Here is a 15,820-nt window from a genome sequence, read left to right as displayed (position 1 = left end):
GCCGGGGGTCAGCCCGTCGGGGCGCCGATCCGGTGCTCGCGCGGACTGATTCCCCGGACCCGACGAAACGCCGTGCTCAGCGCGTACGGGCTGGCGTAGCCGACCCGGCGGGCCACCGCGCCCAACGTGGCGTCCGGTTCGCGCAGCAGGTCGGCGGCGAGCGCCAGCCGCCATCCGGTCAGGTACGCCATCGGCGGCTCGCCGACCAGCTCGGTGAAGCGGCGGGCCAGCACCGCCCGGGAGACGCCCACCTCGGCGGCGAGCGCCGCGACAGTCCACCCCCGGGCCGGGTCGTCCTCCAGCAGCCGCAGGGCCGGGCCGACCACCGGGTCGCCGGCAGCCCGGTACCAGCCCGGCGCGGCGTCCGGCCGGCCGAACCACGTGCGCAGCGCGTCGATGAGAAGCAGGTCCAGCAGCCGGTCCAGCACCGCCGCCTGGCCGGGCGCGTCCCGGGTCACCTCCTGCGCGAGCAGCGGCACGAGAGGGCCGCGCCCCTCGTCGGCGGGGACCACAAGCAGCGGCGGCAGCGCGCCGAGCAACCGCCGGCTCACCGCGCCGGGCAGCTGGTACGTCCCGGTCAGCAGCACCGTCGACCCGTGCGGCCCGGTGCCCCAGGTGCGCACCCCCAGCGCCATCGACTCGGTGAGCGGCTCGCCGCGCAGCGTGGTGCAGCGCTGACCGGGGTGGATGACCACCTGCGGTGGGGTGCCCGGATCGTCCGCGACGAGGTAGCCGTCCGGCCCGCGCAGCACCGCCACGTCGCCGGGGCGCAGCGTCGCGGCGGGAGCGTCGTCCGGCACCAACCAGGCGGCGCCGCGCACAAGCGCCACCACGGTCAGGGGTGCCCGGTCCTCGATCCGCAGCGCGTACGGCGGGTCGAACACCGAGCGCAGCAGGAAGGCGCCCCGGGCGCGGGGACCGTCGAGCAGCCCGGTGAGCGGGTCCATCGCGCGATGGTAGACGATCGCGAGGGACGCTCCGGGCCGCCGTGCTCGTGGACGGCCCGGCGCGTGGTCGAGGTGGCGGGAGGTGAGGGAGATGGCGTGGTTCGGGGGCCTGCGGGTCGCCGGTCACCGGCTGCGGCAGGGCTGGCGGCCGGTGCTGGAGGCGACAGTCGCGGCGACAGTGGCCTGGCTGCTCGCCACCCGCCTGCTCGGGCATCCGCAGCCCTTCTTCGCGCCGGCCGCCGCGCTGATCGTGCTCGGTCAGGCCCGCGGACAGCGGATCCGGCGTGCCGTCGAGGTCGTGCTCGGAGTGGCCGCCGGGGTGCTCGTCGCGGACCTGGTCGTGCAGGCGCTCGGCCCCGGCAGCACGTGGACGGTAGGCACCGTCATCCTGCTCACCGTCCTGCTCGCGGTCGCCTTCGGCGCTACAGGCGTGACCCTGGTCCAGGCCGCGGTGTCCGCCCTCTACCTGGTGGTGGTCGCGCCACCGGACGGGTCGCTGGTCCCGTTCCGCTTCGTCGACGCGCTTGTCGGCGGCACGGTCGCGCTCGCCGTCAGCCTCCTCGTCGACGCCCGGCACCCGCTCGCCCCACTCGTCGCCGAGGTGCGGCGGACCTTCGACGAGCTGGCCGGTCTGGTGGACGGCATCGCCGACGCGCTGGACGGGCGCGACGAGTCGGCGGCGCTGGCCGCGCTGACGCAGGCCCGGGGCATGGACGTCCGGGTCGGCGGGCTGCGCGAGGGCGTGCTCGCCGCCGGTGAGGCGCTGCGGCTCAACGTGCGCCGCCGCCGGCACATCGGCCGGCTGCGGTCGGTGGACGAGTCGATCCGGCAGACCGACTACGTGGTCCGCAACGTCCGGGTGCTGGCCCGCGCCGGTGTGACGCTCAGTCGACTGCGGACCCCCACGCCGCCGGAGCTGGGCGAGGCGCTGCGCTGCCTGGTCGAGGCGGTCCGGGAGGCCGGCGCGGCGCTCGCCGCCGACCTGGACGGGCGGGAGGAGGCTGCCGACCGGCACGCCGCCAGGGCGGACGCGGCGGCGCTCGCCGCCGTCCACACGGCCGGGCAGCTCTTCGGGTCGACCCAGACCCTCCCACTCGCCATGATCATCGGTCAGATCCGGGCGACCGCCATCGACCTGCTGCGGGGCGTGCACCCCGACGACGACGCCGCCGTCCTGGCCCGCGTGGACGAGGCCCTCGGCCTGCCCGCCGTCTGACCCGTCACCGCGTCATCCGATGAGCCACCCGGTGGCGCTCGCGCGGATCGGGGCGGGGACGTCGTGGCCGCCGGGGAACTCCTCGTAGGTGACGTCGTAGCCGAGGCTGCGCAGGTGCGGCACGAAGCGGCGGCTGCACACGTCGATCGGCAGGACAGTGTCGTCCACCCCGTGCGAGACGAAGACCCGCGGCCGGCCGCGGATGAGCGGCGGCGCGGCGAAGCCGGGGGAGAAGGCCAGCACCGCGTCCACCAGGTCGCCGTTGGCCAGGCCCAGCGAGAGGGCGTACGAGGCGCCGTCGGAGAAGCCGCCCACAGTCACGTCGCGAACGGGATAGCCGTCGAAGGCGCTGGCCAGCAGCGCGTCGATGTGCTGCACGTCCACCCCGAAGCCGCCGGCGATCAGGTCCCAACTCGCCGCCGACGACTGCGGTGCGACAAGCAGCAGGTGGTGCGCGTCCGCCAGCGGCAGCAGCAGGTCCAGTCCCTGCCGCGCGGAGCCGCCCGCCCCGTGCAGCAGCACCACCAGCCGGTACGTGGCGCCGTCGGCGGCCGGCTCCGGCACGTACGCCATCGCCGGCCGACCGCCGTCCCCGCCGGGCAGCGGCACGAGTCCGGAGGGACCCGACACCACCGGCGGGTGCGGGCGTGTGGTCAACCGGCCGTGCCGAGGATCCGGCGCGGAGTCGGACACGGGCCACCACTCCTCGCGGTCGACGAAAGGTGCGAGGCGGTTACCCGGCCGACCGCCGGTTAACCAGCGGTCGGCTCGGGCGCTGTGGCGCGGGCGGTCGGCGCTCGGGCGCTGTCGTGGGTCACCGGACCGGGGCCGGGCGGTCGCCGTTCAGGCGCTGTCGCGGGTCACCAGGGCGGACGGGAAGAGTGTGACAGGCGCGGCCGGGCGGCCGGCCAGCACGGCGCTGGCCGCCGCGGTGGCGATCCGGCCCACCGGGTGGCTCGCGGTGGTCAGCGCCGGCGCGCTCATGCCGGCCAGCGGGATGTCGTCGAAACCGGCCACCGCGACGTCACCTGGCACCCGCACACCGCCGTCGCGCAGCGCCGCGATGACTCCGAACGCGGTCTCGTCGCTTATCGCGTAGATCGCGTCCACGTCCGGCCAGCGGCGCAGCGCCTCGCCGGCCGCCGCCCGGCCACGCGCCGCCGTGAAGTCGCCGTCCACCACCCGCTCCGGCAGGCCGGCCTGGCGCATCAGGTGCCGGTACGCCTGCACGGGGCGCTGCGAGCACGGCAGCCACGCCGGGCCTGTCACCATGGCGATCCGGCGGCGGCCCGTCGCGTACAGGTGGCGCAGCACCGCGCCGGCCCCGGCGGTGTTGTCGACGTCGAACGACGGCACCTCGGCCGAGCCGATTCCGATCGAGGCGACCCGACCGTGCAGCGACCGGGGCACGGCGTCCAGCAGGGCCTCGGTGGTGTTGACGAGCACGACGCCACACACGCTGCGGTCGGCGGCGAGCTGCTCCAGGCCGCGGGGGTCGCCCAGCGGCAGCCAGTGCAGCGCCACCCCGACGCCGGCCGGCGCGCACACCCGGGCGGCCGAGCCGACCACCCGGTGGACGTACGGGTCGTCCAACACCGCGGCGCTGGTCCCCGCCGCGGCCACCACCAGCCGTACGCCGCCGCCCCGAACCAGCGCCCGGGCGGCCGGGTTGGGCACGTAACCGAGCTGGTCGGCGGCCGTCACCACCCGCTCCCGGGCGTCCGGCGAGGCGAACCCCGTTCCGGCGATCACCCGCGAGGCGGTGGACCGGGAGACCCCGGCGGCCCGGGCGACGTCCTCCAGAGTGGCCGGCCGGTGTGCCGCTGCCGTCATCGTGCCCTCCCCCCGGCGCCCGCCCGGAGCGGGCGTACGCCTTCAGGAATCATCCCCCGACCTGCGTGTCGGCGGTAAGGGGTGGTGGCCCGCTTGTGGTGGTAGCGCTCTCAGGTGTGCGATCGTGCCAGGAGATCACCCCGAGGAAGAGGACCCACAGCTGTGAGCGCCCCCACCAGCCCGGCCGTCGCCCCGGACAGCACAGTTCCGGCACGGATCGTCCGGCTCGCCCGCAACGGCGTCGCCGTCACCTTCACCCTGAACGGCCTGGCCGTCGGCAGCTGGTTCTCCCGGGTGCCGGCCGTGCGGGAGGCGCTGGACCTCTCCGCCGGGCGTCTCGGGCTCCTGCTGCTGGCGATGAGCGTGGGCGCGCTGCTCGCCATGCCGACCTCCGGGCTGCTCGCCCAGCGCCTCGGCTCGGCCCGCAGCGTGACGATCGCCACCGTGCTTGTCGCTGTCGGCCTCGTCGTGGCCGGTCTGGGCGCGACGGTCGCCGGGTCGGCAGTCGTCGTCGGGCTGGGGTTGGTGGCCTTCGGCTACGGCTCCGGCGCGTGCGACGTGGCCATGAACGTCGAGGGCGCGACTGTGGAGCGGCGGCTGGGGCGTACCGTCATGCCCCGTTTCCACGCGGCCTGGAGTCTCGGGTCGGTGGCCGGCGCGGGCCTCGGCGCCGGGGCCGCCCGCCTGGGCGTGCCGGTCGGCGCGCACCTCGCCGCGGTGGCGGTGGTGGTGCTCGTCGGCACCGTGCTCGCCTCCCGGATGTTCCTGCCCCAACCGGCCGTCGACCCGGCCAACCAGACGGCGGACACCAGCCCGGCCGGCCGCCGCCGTGCCCAACTCGCCGCCTGGCGTGAGCCGCGCACCCTGCTCATCGGCCTGTTCGTGCTGGTGGCGGCGTTCGCCGAGGGCAGCGCCAACGACTGGCTGGCGGTCGCCTTCGTCGACGGTCGCGACCTGAGCGAGGCGGCCGGAGCGGCGGTCTTCGGCGTCTTCGTCGTCGGCATGACCCTGGGACGCACCGCGGGCACCATCGCGCTGGACCGCTGGGGTCGGGTGCCGGTGCTCAGCGGCACCCTCCTGCTCGCCGCTGCCGGCGCCGCTCTGGCCGTGCTGGCCGGCTCGGGGCCGGTGGCAATCGTCGGCGTCGCGCTGTGGGGCCTCGGCGCGTCGCTGGGGTTCCCGGTCGGCATGAGCGCGGCGGCCGACGAGGAGACGCACGCGGCGGTGCGGGTAAGCGTGGTCGCGGTGATCGGTTACACGGCCTTCCTGGGCGGGCCGCCGCTGCTGGGCCTGCTCGGTGACCACGTCGGCACCCTGCGGGCGCTGCTTGTGGTGCCGCTGCTGCTCCTGCCGACGCTGGCGCTGGTGCCGGCGCTGCGCCCGCCCCGGACCGACGAGTCGGCGCCGGCAGCGCGGGAAGGGGCCGAGGAGTCGGCGCCGGCAGCGCGGGAAGCGGCCGACGAGTCGGCTCCGGCAGCACACCAAAGCTAACCCGGATCGGGGTTCGGCGGTATCGGGTGCGCGGCCGAGTGCGCCGCGTGCCCGCGCTGGCTACGGTCGCCCGATGCCAACCGACGAGATCACCGCCGCCGCGGCGGGCAGCTGGACCCTGGGCGACCGTACCGTGCACCGGATGGGCTTCGGCTCGATGCGGATCACCGCCAACCCGGACCGTGAACGGGCGATCGCGGTGCTGCGCCGCGCCGTGGAGCTGGGCGTCAACCACATCGACACGGCCGCCTTCTACGTGTCGCCCGGCGGCACCCTGCGGGTCGGCACCGGCCCCGCCCGGTACGCCACCGAGCTGATCCGGGCGGCGCTCGCCCCGTACCCCGAGGAGCTGGTCATCGCCACCAAGGTCGGCTTCGGCTACGACCCGGCGACCGGATTCAGCGAGGCGGCCACCGCGGCGCAGCTACGCGCCCAGGTCGAGGAGAACCTGCGCCGCCTCGGCCGCGACCGGCTGGACGTGGTGAACCTGCGGCTCGGTCGGGGGTCGGGCCCGGCGCCGCTTGTCGAGCGGTTCGGCGCCCTGGCCGAGCTGCGCGCCGCCGGGCTGATCCGGCACCTCGGGCTGTCCGGCGCCCGGCCCGAGCACCTGGACGAGGTGGCGGACATCGCGCCCGTGGTCTGCGTGCAGAACAACTACGGCGTGGACGCGTACCGGGAGCAGGACGCCTTCGTCCGCGCCTGCGGCGAGCGGGGCATCGCCTACGTGCCCTTCTTCGCGCTGGCTGGTACGAATCGGGAGGCGGGCGCGAGCGCCGCGCAGGGCGCGGCCGTCGAGGCGGTCGCCCGGGCCCACGGCGTCACGCCCCAGCAGGTACGCCTGGCCTGGACGCTGCACCAGGGCCCGCACGTCCTCGCGATCCCCGGCACCGGCGACCCGGCCCACCTGGAGGAGAACGTAGCGGCCGCCGACCTGCGCCTGACCCCCGAAGACCTGACCCGCCTGGCCTGAGCCCCGTCCCCGGTGATCATGAAGTTGTTGCCGCCGATGCCGGCGTGTCGCGCCCATAACTCATGATCACCGGAGCCAGACCTGGAGGGGGCCCGCAGGGAGGAAGCCGGCTCGGCGGGCGGGTGGTAGGTCGGGGGTGGTTTCGTAGCCGACCAGGGATACGCCGGGTCGGGTGGCGACGACCCCACGCCAGATCTCGCCCGGGTCGCCGCCGTGGGTGAACAGGTTGGAGACGCCGGCCGGGTCGTCGCCGCTGACCACCGCCCCGCCGACGACCGCGCCCCGCTCGTCGTGGCGGGCCAGCACGCGAATGCGCGGGTCGGCCAGCAGCTGCGGGTGGAACAGCTCTCCGCCGCCGTGCGCGCTCGCCCAGGCCGCCAACCCTTCCGGAGTGGTGACCGGGGTGAGCGGCGGGTCGGTCGGCGGGTCGGCCGGCGGGCGGTGGATCCACTGCGCTTCGAAGAGCACCCGGAATCCGTACGCCGAGAGGTCGAGGTCGGCGAAGCTGTCCTTCACCGACGCGCCGGCACCGGCGTCGATCCGCGCCAGCAGCGCCGCGGGGTCGACGCCGGAGCGCAGCGTGACCGCGTCCGGATACCACTGTGGGGAGCGGCGGGGTACCGACCACGCGTCGGCGTCGATCCGGCCGGTCAGTCCGTGGCTGGCGCACACGGCGGCGCACCATCGCGCGTTGTCGTGCGCCGCCGCCTCCCGCACGTCCGTCGACACGTCCGCCAGCGTACGAGGTCAGGACCCGGTGAGGACGACGAGTCGCTGGGTCGCGCGGGTCATCGCGACGTATCTGTCCACCGCCCCCCGGACGCCCTCGCCGAACGTCTCCGGGTTGACGAGGACGACCAGGTCGAACTCCAGCCCCTTGGTCAGTTCCGGGGTCAGCGACCGGACGCGATCCGTCGTCGGTCGGTACGTGGGCTCGCCGATGACGCAGGCGATCCCGTCGGCGTGCTCCGCGAGCCAGTCGTCGACGATCCTGTCCAGGTCGCGGACCGATCCGTGGGCCACCGGGATCCCGTTGCCACGGATCGAGGTCGGCACGTTCGCGTCCGGGAGCACGGCCCGGATGACCGGTTCGGCCTGCGCCATGACCTCCTGCGGCGTCCGGTAGTTGATGCTCAGCGAGGCCACGGTGACCCGGTCGAGCCCGATGCGCCTCAGCCGTTCCTGCCACGACTCCGTGAAGCCGTGCCGGGCCTGGGCGCGGTCCCCGACGATGGTGAAGCTGCGCGACGGGCAGCGCGACAGCAGCATCTGCCACTGCGCGTCGGTCAGCTCCTGCGCCTCGTCCACGACGATGTGCGCGAACGGGCCGGCCAGCAGATCCGGGTCGGCGCTGGGCAGGACTGCCTCGTCGACGAGCGCATCCTGCAGATCCAGTTGACGCAGGCTCGACAGCACGCCCTCGCCGTCGTCGTAGGCGTGGGCCTCGATCAGCTCGTCGACGACTGTCGCCATGCGCGCCCGTTCGGCGGCGATGGTGGCCTCGTGGCGGCGGGTACGCCGGGACGTCTCCGGGTCGCCGAGGCGCTGCCGTGCGGCGTCGAGCAGCGGCAGGTCGGACACCGTCCAGGCGTCGGCGTCGACGCGGCGTAGCCGGCGGATGTCGTCGGGGCCGAGCCAGGGGGCGCACCGGCGCAGGTAGGCGGGCACCGACCACAGGTCCGCGACGATGTCGTTCGCGTCGAGCAGCGGCCAGGCGCGGTTGAACGCCGCGCGCAGGTCCCGGTTGCGCAGCAGCGACAGGCGTACCAGGTCGTCCGACTCGTCGCCGTCGTACCTCCCGAGCAGGATCGCCAGCAGCTCCTCCCAGACCTCGTCCCGCGCCTCGTTGTGCGGGGTGCCGGGTCCGGGCGCCTCGAACGCCTGGGCCCAGTCGTCCGCGCTCAGCCGCACGTCGGTGTCGCCGGCCGTGACAGTCATCGCCGTGGTCGGCGGCTCCTCGTAGAACCGTACGGCCGCCTCGATCGCCCGCACCAGGTCGGCGGAGGACTTCAGACGGGCCACATCCGGGTCGGCCTCGACGGCCGCCGCCGCGCCCTCCGGCACGAGGTCGCGCAGGGTGCAGGTCTGCACGTCCTCCTCGCCGAGGCTGGGCAGGACGTCGGCGACGTACGCCAGGTAGGGCTGGTGTGGTCCGACGAACAGCACCCCGCCGCGGCGCTGGCCGAGGCGCGGGTCGGAGTAGAGCAGGTACGCGGTGCGGTGCAGGGCCACGACGGTCTTGCCGGTGCCCGGACCGCCGTCGACGACGAGAGCGCCCCGCGATCCGGCTCGGATGATGGCGTCCTGGTCGGCCTGGATGGTGCCGAGCACGTCGCGCATCCGGGCCGACCGGTTGCCGCCGAGGCTGGCGATGAACGCGGACTGGTCGTCGAGCGCCGCGTGCCCCTCGAACCCGTCCGGGGTGAACACCTCGTCCCAGTAGTCGCGGATCCGGCCGAGGGCCCAGCGGTACCGGCGGCGGCTGGCCAGACCCATCGGGTTGGCGTGGGTGGCCCCGAAGAACGGCTCGGCGGCCGGGGAACGCCAGTCGAGCAGCAGGCGACGACCGCTGCCGTCGGTGAGGCCGAAGCGCCCGATGTAGACGGGCGCCGGGTCGTCCGTGCCGACGATGCGTCCGAGGCACAGGTCCAGGCCGAAGCGACGCAGGGCGCGCAGGCGACCGGTCAGCCGACGGACCTCCTCGTCCCGGGCGACCGCCTGGCGGCCCTTGCCGGCGGGTGCCCGGCGCTCCGCGTCGAGACGGTCGGACAGGTCCGCGATCGACCGCTCCAGGCTCGCCGCGATGACGGCGAAGTGCTGCTCGTCACGGGCGATGAGCGCCGGATCGGCCTTGGCGGCGAGGTTGCCGGGAAGGTCGAACACGGCGTGCGCCGCCGACGACTTGTGCATGTGCTGGCTCCCGTTTCCGCAGGTCCTGGCCTTGGACGGGCAATTCTGCGGTACACCTGGGGCCTTGCCGCAAGTCCCCCCATGCGGTATATGTTGGATATGGCGGGAGGTGTGTCGCCCCTCCCGGCCGCCGCTCCCGGTCAGGGCTTCCGTTCCGCGTAGACGAGATCCATCGTGTCGGTGCGCCCGCCCCAGCGCAGGTCGAGGTGCCAGCAGCCCGCGCTCGGCATGTCGATGATCGACGGGCCCGGCCCGCCGGCGACCTCATGGGTGACCCGGGTGTCGGTGCCGTCCAGCGTCGCGGTGATCACCAGCGTGGCGGGCGAGTACGTGGCGGGCGACGTGCTGACCGGACGGGACACCCACAGGATCTTGTTGGTCGACCCGTCCGTCCGGACCTGCGCCAGCGGGTGGGTGAACAGCACCGCCACGATGTCGCCCCGCGCGCCGAAGACGTGCGGCATCCGGGTGTCCCCGTGGAACCCCTCGTCCGCCCAGTCGGGCAGCGATCCCGTCTCGACCCTCGACGCGCAGCCGGTCGTCGCCCGCACCGACGGCGGTGCGGCGGGCGTCGCTGCCGGGCCGCTGGCCGGCGTCGTGGCCGGGTCAGCGGCCGCGCAGCCCGCCAGCAGGAGAACCGCCCCCAGCAGGACTCTGCCCCAGGTGACCATCGCGCCTCCTCCGTCGAACGTGTGCCCCGCACCAGAGAGACACCTGTCGTGTCGAACAGGTTCCTCAGCGACGTCTCGCTCTGCGTCGCGGCGAGGCCTGACAGTCCGACGACGGCGCGAGTCCAGCCGCCGGGCCGTCGGCCGGCCGACACCCGGTCCGGCGCACCGCCGGCGTCAGGAAACTGTCAGCCGTGTCCCGGTCTGTTCCGATCACCGGACCGGACAGGGACCGAGCGGGGTTGCACGTGAATTGCACGACCCGGAACATGAGGAGAATGGTTGCGGCAGGCGGGGGACCCGACGGAGCACGCGACGTAGCGGAGTTCGTGACTCTTCTGGGCCGGTTGAAGGAAGATTCGGGCTACACCTACCGGCAGCTGGAGCAGCGAGCGGCTCGGCGCGGTGATGTGCTGGCCCGCAGCACCATCGCCGATATGCTGCGCCGCGACTCACTTCCCCGGGCGGATACACTGATCGCCTTTGTCCGTGCCTGTGCGCCGGCCCAGGACGCCCGTACCTGGCTGGCGGCCCGCAATCGTCTGGCCGCGGCCACCACCCCGACTTTCGACACCGGCAGCGCCAACGCGGCGGCACCGGTGCCGCGACAGCTGCCCGCCCCGCCGGCCCTGTTCATCGGACGAGCCGACGAGCTGCGCCTCCTCGATGCCGCCGTCGGCCAACCAGATCCCCTGAGCAGGACGGTCCTGATCTCGGCCGTCGGCGGTGCGGGCGGGATCGGGAAGACCTCATTGGTGTTGCAGTGGGCCCACATGCACGCCGACCAGTTCCCGGACGGGCAGCTCTACGCCGATCTTCGCGGCTTCGGACCCGAACCCACCCCGCTGCCGGTCGCGGTGACGCTGCGCGGCTTTCTGCAGGCTCTTGGCGTTCCACCCGCGTCGGTACCGCACCCGGTGGATGCCCAGTCGGCGCTGTTTCGCAGTCTGGTCGCCAGGCGGCGCATGCTCGTGCTCCTCGACAACGTCCGCGACACCGACCATGTCATTCCCCTTCTGCCCGGCACTCCCACCTGCACGGTCCTGATCACCAGCCGTCACCGGCTACGCGGCCTGACCGTCACCCATGGCGCCAGGACGCTCACACTGGACAGGCTCTCCGAGACGGAGGCGCGGGAGTTGCTTGCCACCCGCCTCGGCCCGGCGCGGGCGCTCCAGCACCGCTCAGCTCTCGACGCGTTGGTGCGACACTGCGGCGGTCTACCGCTGGCGCTGGCCATCGTGGCAGCCCGGGCCGCCACGCATCCCGACCACCCGCTCGACGGCCTGGTCCGCGAACTACGCGACACCACCGTCCGACTCGACGCCCTCACCACCGGAGAATTGCGGGCCGACCTACGTGCGGTCTTCTCCTGGTCCTGGCGGGCCCTGACCCCGCAGGCCGGCAAGGTCGTCGATCTTCTCGGTCTGGTTCCGGTCGTCGACATCAGCCTGCCCGCCGTGGCCAGCCTGGCGGGCACGTCGACGCCGCGGGCACAGGAGCTGTTGCGGGAGCTGGAAGACACGGCACTGGTCCGCCAGCACGCGCCGGGCCGCTTCCGGATGCACGACCTGGTTCATCTCTACAGTGCCCAGCGCGGCCGGAACCAGCAGGGTGGCGAGGACCGGGAGGCGGTCCGGCGGCTTGTCGACTTCTATCTGCACACCGCCTGCGCGGCGGACCGGTTGCTCGACCCGCGCCGCCATCCACTCATACTCGGCGAGCCGGCACCCGGCTGCACCCCAGCGGTGTTGACGGATGCGAGTGTGGCGATGTCGTGGTTCGACGCCGAGCAGGAACGGGTGCTGGAGAGTCAGCGCCTGGCCATGCAACGGCTGTGGTTTCCCCAGGTGTGGCAACTGGCCCGGACGTTGGTCACGTTCCACGCCCGACGTCGCCAGGCCGTCGAACAGTTGGCCGTGTGGCGAATGGGCCTGGCCGCCGCCGAGCAGGGGGCGAGCATCTCGGCACGAGCCATGGCGCACCGCTATCTGGGTCAGGCCCACAGCCAGAATGGCGAGCAGGAGGAGGGTTTGCGTCATCTGCGGCTGGCCGTCGACCGTGCCCACGAGGCCGGCGACGCCGCCGAGCTGGCACGGTGTCACTACGCGCTGGGTGTCGCCGCAGATCACGCTGGAGACCTTCGACAGGCGCTGCTGCACTCCCGTGAGGCGTTGGCCGAGTTCCAGGATCTCGCCGACACGGTGGAGATAGCCCGGGCGCTCAACGCGGTCGGCTGGGAGTGCGCCCAGTTGGAACGCTACGAAGAGGCGCAGGACAGTTGCACGCGCGCCCTGACCCTGTTTCGGCAGCACGGGCATCCCGACGGTGAAGCCGACACGCTGCACAGCCTTGGCCTGATCGCGCACGGCACCGGTCAGCAGCACTCGGCGTTGGCCTACTACCGGCAGGCGCTTGCGGTCTACCACGAGGTCGGCAACACCCGGGGTGAGGCGGACTGCCTAAACAGCCTGGGTGGGCTGCACGAGAGCCTCGGGCAGTACCGGGAGGCCCACGACTCCTGGCAGCGGTTGGTCGTCCTGTTGCGCGTACAGGGCCGCGCGGCCGAAGCGTTGCAGGTCGTCCAGCGGCTCGACCTGCTGCCGCTCTGAGCATCTGGCCGCCTTCCGGCAACCGTCCGCAAGGTCGTCAGGGGAGCGACCGGGCGATCTCGAGCGCCTCGGCCCTGGTGAGCGCACCCTCCAGGCGGTAGGTCACGTCGGCCTGTTCCCAGATGAGGGTCGAGGCCGCGAGCCGGGCGGTCTCCCGCCGGACCTGCCCCGAACGGTCCACGTAGGACACCACGTGGGGACCATCGACCCAGATGGCGAAGTTGCCGTTGACCTCCGTCCACTCCGCCTCCGGTCGGTCGATCTGCTTGTGGAAGGTCAGGTCGAGGCGACCGTCGAACGCGTCGAGGCGCAGCGCGCCGCCGTCGTAGAGCAGCGTCGCCACCCGATGCGCGCCGGCGCCGTCCGGGTCGGCGACCAACGCCCGCTCGGGTGGACCCAGCGCGGACGGCATCCGGATCGGGAAGCGCACCGCCCGTCGCGCCTCGTCCAACCCGACCGTCCGCTGCGACGGCAACGGCGACGGCTCGCCCGCGGGCAGCGACGGCGTGGGCGACGTGGCGATGCTGACGCCGGCGAAGCGCAGCACCTCCCCGACGGCGTTCGCGATGGCGGCGCGCGTCGGCGGGAGCGCCGCGACCAGCAGGGCCACGAGCGCCGCCGCGGCGAAGGAGCGCCAACGGCGACGCCGGGGTACGCCCCTGACGAGGCGGGCGCGTACGCCTGCGGTCACGTCCGGCGCGTCGGGCGTCTCCAGCCAGGCGGACAGGTCGCGCAGCTCCGCTTCGAGGCCGTCCGCGCCCCGGTCGGGGTCACCCATGGCGCACCCCCTCGTCGGCGAGCAGGGCGCGCAGCTTCGCCAGGGCCCGCGAGGTCCGCGACTTCACCGTGCCCCGGGGCCAACCCAGAGTCGCCACCGTCTCGTCCTCGCTGAGGTCGAGGAAGAACCGGCAGACGATCACTTCTCGGTCGCGTACCGGAAGTTGACGCAGGGCCGCCACCAGCGCGGCGCGGCGCTCACCGGCGAGGACGGTGCCTACCGCGTCGTCCTCGACGACCTCCGACGCCGGGTACGCCGCCGCCCGCAGGGCCAGGCCGTCGCGGCGCGTGCGGGAACGATGCAGGTTGCGGGTCTCGTTGGCGACGATCGCCAGCAGCCAGGATCGGAAGGACGACTCTCCCCGATAACGGGACAGCTTGCGGTAGCCCTTCACAAACGCCTCCTGGATGACGTCCTCGGAGTCGGAGCCCGCGCCGAGCAGCACCGCCGTCCGGTGCGCGGACGCGGTGTGCCGGGCGACCAGGAGGTCGTACGCCTCCAGGTCACCGGCCCGAGCGCGGGTGACGAGCACGTCGTCGTCCAGGGAGACCTCCGGTTCCTCACAGTGCTGACACCGCCCACGTGCCGCGGGTTCCGCCCACCGGGTCCGGCGAGTCAGATTTCTCCCACCCGGCGTGCAGCGTATTGCCAGGAATCGGTGCTGAACTGGAGGGGCGTCCGAGGAGAGGGGCTGGGCATGAGCTGGTTCAACAGGCGGTCAAGGGGCGCCGGGGCGACCCCGACCAAGCTGGACCGCGAGGCCACCCGGGACGACCTCGCCGCGCTGGAGGCGTTCGTCGCCAGCCGGCGGGGAGTGGAGTTCTACCTGGAACCGGAGACCACCGCGACCGACACCACCGTGGTGGCGATCGCCCACGACGGCGAGTGGATCCGCCGCCGCACCGGCACCCCCCGCGCGGCTGGCGCCATCGCCCGCAAGCACGCGGTGCCGCTGTACGAGGCGGCCCGCACCGGCTACCCGGAGCGGATGCGGGTGTGGAACCGCGCCCACCCGGAGCGCCACGCCCGCTGATCGGCTGGAGCGCCACGCCCGCTGATCGGCTGGAGCGGCCGCGCTCGCTGATCGGCTGGAGCGGCCATGCCCGCTGATCGGGGTGGCGCCCGGAGCCGGCTGCCCTGCGCGCAGGCGAGCACCGCTCGGCCCTTTGCGGGTGGCGGGTGGTGGTCGATGCCTTTGGAGTTGATGCGGTTGACGACATCGCCGTGGAAGCGAACCGACCGACTGGCGTGCGCCTCAGAAAGGCTCGGGTGCGGTGGACGTGTCGGGTGCGATGGGCGGGTCAGGAAGCGGGTGGGCTCGCGGCAGCGGGCGTGAGTCGGGAAGCGGGAGTCAAGGTGATCGGGGCTCACGGCAGGGAGCGGGAGTGAGGAGCGGAGGTCAGGGAGTGGAGTCAGGGGGCGGAGGTGAGGGAGCGGGGTCAGGGAGCGGAGGTGAGGGAGCGGGAGTGAGGGAGCGGGGATCAGGGAGCGGGGATCAGGGGCGGGAGTGAGGGAGCGGGAGTGAGGGAGCGGGGGTCAGGGGGGGTGAGGGAGCGGGAGTGAGAGAGCGGAGTGAGGGAGCGGGGTCAGGGAGCGGAGTGAGGGAGCGGGGTCAGGGAGCGGAGTGAGGGAGCGGGGTCAGGGAGCGGAGTGAGGGAGCGGGGTCAGGGAGCGGAGGTGAGGGAGCGGGGTCAGGGAGCGGAGTGAGGGAGCGGGGTCAGGGAGCGGAGGTGAGGGAGCGGGGTCAGGGAGCGGGGGTGAGGGAGCGGGAGTCAGGGAGCGGGGTCAGCGAGGGAGAGTTAGGGCGATGTCGTCTACGACATCAGCTCCACAGGGGCCGAGTGACCCTCACCCTCCCCGCTGCGGGAGCGTCCTGCCGCCGGTCGACTTCCCCCGCACCGTCGGCATCGCCGAGCCTCCGCGTGGCAACGTGTGCACGCGCCGCATGGCGTGCGACTCATGGTGTGCGGCGCGTGGCGTGCGACTCAAGGCGTGCGGCGCGTGGCGTGGGGCTCGTGGCGTGCGGCTCGTCGCGCTGCCGCTCCGGAGCAGGTGAGCGCGGCCGGCGACGCCGGGACCTGCGTTGACCGGCGGTGGACGGGTGTGGCAGCATTCGCGGCCTGACGGCAGTGAAGGAAGTCGGTGCGAATCCGACGCGGTCCCGCCACTGTCACCGGGGAGCGATCCCCCCTCGCGAGTCACGGCCGTGTGTCTGCGGTTGGAAGGCCGGGGGAGAGCGTCGATCCGGAAGCCAGGATACTTCGGCCGTCGGGACGTACCCCAGGGCGTGGACACCCGAGGAGGACCCGATGACGCTTGGCGTCTCCATCATCGACGGCGGTTGCCGTTTCCCGCACGGCGGCCGTGTCGTCGCCGCGATCGGCATCGACTCCGT

General features: G+C 73.8%; 13 protein-coding genes and 1 riboswitch. Of the genes, 5 read left to right on the top strand and 8 right to left on the bottom strand.

Annotation, left to right across the window (positions count from 1 at the left end; translation table 11 throughout):
• Positions 1-8: 8 nt before the first annotated feature.
• Positions 9-947, bottom strand: coding sequence for an AraC family transcriptional regulator (locus tag OOJ91_RS05005; protein WP_039908371.1), 939 nt, complete (start codon positions 945-947; stop codon positions 9-11).
• A 91-nt stretch (positions 948-1,038) separates the two neighbouring features.
• On the opposite strand from OOJ91_RS05005, the gene OOJ91_RS05000 reads away from it, so the two are divergent.
• Positions 1,039-2,163: an FUSC family protein gene (locus tag OOJ91_RS05000; RefSeq protein WP_266243014.1), complete on the top strand. Its 1,125-nt coding sequence runs from the start codon at positions 1,039-1,041 to the stop codon at positions 2,161-2,163.
• Between the two features lie 12 nt (positions 2,164-2,175).
• Here the strand turns inward: OOJ91_RS05000 and OOJ91_RS04995 are convergent, their stop codons facing one another.
• Positions 2,176-2,856: an alpha/beta hydrolase gene (locus OOJ91_RS04995; RefSeq protein WP_266243012.1), complete on the bottom strand. Its 681-nt coding sequence runs from the start codon at positions 2,854-2,856 to the stop codon at positions 2,176-2,178.
• Between the two features lie 150 nt (positions 2,857-3,006).
• The gene (locus OOJ91_RS04990; RefSeq protein WP_266243010.1) at positions 3,007-3,996 is read right to left on the bottom strand and encodes a LacI family DNA-binding transcriptional regulator; all 990 of its coding nucleotides are present in this window, start codon (positions 3,994-3,996) and stop codon (positions 3,007-3,009) included.
• A gap of 162 nt (positions 3,997-4,158) precedes the next feature.
• Here OOJ91_RS04990 and OOJ91_RS04985 point away from each other — a divergent pair, with 162 nt between their 5' ends.
• The gene (locus OOJ91_RS04985) at positions 4,159-5,487 is read left to right on the top strand and encodes an MFS transporter (RefSeq protein WP_266243008.1); all 1,329 of its coding nucleotides are present in this window, start codon (positions 4,159-4,161) and stop codon (positions 5,485-5,487) included.
• A 73-nt stretch (positions 5,488-5,560) separates the two neighbouring features.
• Positions 5,561-6,457, top strand: a complete 897-nt coding sequence (locus OOJ91_RS04980; protein ID WP_266243006.1) for an aldo/keto reductase — start codon at positions 5,561-5,563, stop codon at positions 6,455-6,457.
• 66 nt (positions 6,458-6,523) lie between these two features.
• Here OOJ91_RS04980 and OOJ91_RS04975 read toward each other — a convergent pair whose 3' ends face one another.
• From OOJ91_RS04975 to OOJ91_RS04965, 3 genes are all read right to left on the bottom strand, one after another.
• Positions 6,524-7,186, bottom strand: coding sequence for a hypothetical protein (locus tag OOJ91_RS04975; protein WP_266243004.1), 663 nt, complete (start codon positions 7,184-7,186; stop codon positions 6,524-6,526).
• An 18-nt stretch (positions 7,187-7,204) separates the two neighbouring features.
• Positions 7,205-9,367 (bottom strand): RNA polymerase recycling motor ATPase HelR, encoded by a 2,163-nt coding sequence (gene helR / locus OOJ91_RS04970; protein WP_266243002.1) that lies wholly within the window; start codon positions 9,365-9,367, stop codon positions 7,205-7,207.
• Positions 9,368-9,507: 140 nt separating this feature from the next.
• Positions 9,508-10,038: a hypothetical protein gene (locus tag OOJ91_RS04965; protein ID WP_266243000.1), complete on the bottom strand. Its 531-nt coding sequence runs from the start codon at positions 10,036-10,038 to the stop codon at positions 9,508-9,510.
• A 326-nt stretch (positions 10,039-10,364) separates the two neighbouring features.
• Between OOJ91_RS04965 and OOJ91_RS04960 the strand changes: the two genes are divergently transcribed.
• Positions 10,365-12,647, top strand: coding sequence for an ATP-binding protein (locus tag OOJ91_RS04960; protein WP_266242998.1), 2,283 nt, complete (start codon positions 10,365-10,367; stop codon positions 12,645-12,647).
• A gap of 37 nt (positions 12,648-12,684) precedes the next feature.
• Here the strand turns inward: OOJ91_RS04960 and OOJ91_RS04955 are convergent, their stop codons facing one another.
• Entirely contained in the window at positions 12,685-13,425 is a 741-nt protein-coding gene (locus OOJ91_RS04955) for a hypothetical protein (protein ID WP_266242996.1), read from the bottom strand.
• Complete coding sequence (locus tag OOJ91_RS04950) at positions 13,418-13,957, bottom strand: RNA polymerase sigma factor (RefSeq protein WP_266242994.1); 540 nt, start codon at positions 13,955-13,957, stop codon at positions 13,418-13,420. The genes OOJ91_RS04955 and OOJ91_RS04950 overlap by 8 nt, the downstream gene beginning before the upstream one ends.
• Positions 13,958-14,122: 165 nt before the next feature.
• On the opposite strand from OOJ91_RS04950, the gene OOJ91_RS04945 reads away from it, so the two are divergent.
• The gene (locus OOJ91_RS04945; RefSeq protein ID WP_266242992.1) at positions 14,123-14,458 is read left to right on the top strand and encodes a hypothetical protein; all 336 of its coding nucleotides are present in this window, start codon (positions 14,123-14,125) and stop codon (positions 14,456-14,458) included.
• Between the two features lie 1,074 nt (positions 14,459-15,532).
• A riboswitch (cobalamin riboswitch) is annotated at positions 15,533-15,709 on the top strand.
• Positions 15,710-15,820 lie beyond the last annotated feature (111 nt).

This window comes from Micromonospora lupini, from assembly GCF_026342015.1.
GTDB lineage: Bacteria > Actinomycetota > Actinomycetes > Mycobacteriales > Micromonosporaceae > Micromonospora > Micromonospora lupini_B.
This window is presented reverse-complemented; position numbering and strand designations above follow the sequence as displayed.

Bases quoted from the DNA above. Each gene is read 5' to 3' on its own strand.
- OOJ91_RS05005 (WP_039908371.1), bottom strand. From the start codon at position 947: ATGGACCCGCTCACCGGGCTGCTCGACGGTCCCCGCGCCCGGGGCGCC.
- OOJ91_RS05000 (WP_266243014.1), top strand. From the start codon at position 1,039: ATGGCGTGGTTCGGGGGCCTGCGGGTCGCCGGTCACCGGCTGCGGCAG.
- OOJ91_RS04990 (WP_266243010.1), bottom strand. From the start codon at position 3,996: ATGACGGCAGCGGCACACCGGCCGGCCACTCTGGAGGACGTCGCCCGG.
- OOJ91_RS04980 (WP_266243006.1), top strand. From the start codon at position 5,561: ATGCCAACCGACGAGATCACCGCCGCCGCGGCGGGCAGCTGGACCCTG.
- helR (WP_266243002.1), bottom strand. From the start codon at position 9,367: ATGCACAAGTCGTCGGCGGCGCACGCCGTGTTCGACCTTCCCGGCAAC.
- OOJ91_RS04965 (WP_266243000.1), bottom strand. From the start codon at position 10,038: ATGGTCACCTGGGGCAGAGTCCTGCTGGGGGCGGTTCTCCTGCTGGCG.
- OOJ91_RS04955 (WP_266242996.1), bottom strand. From the start codon at position 13,425: ATGGGTGACCCCGACCGGGGCGCGGACGGCCTCGAAGCGGAGCTGCGC.
- OOJ91_RS04945 (WP_266242992.1), top strand. From the start codon at position 14,123: ATGAGCTGGTTCAACAGGCGGTCAAGGGGCGCCGGGGCGACCCCGACC.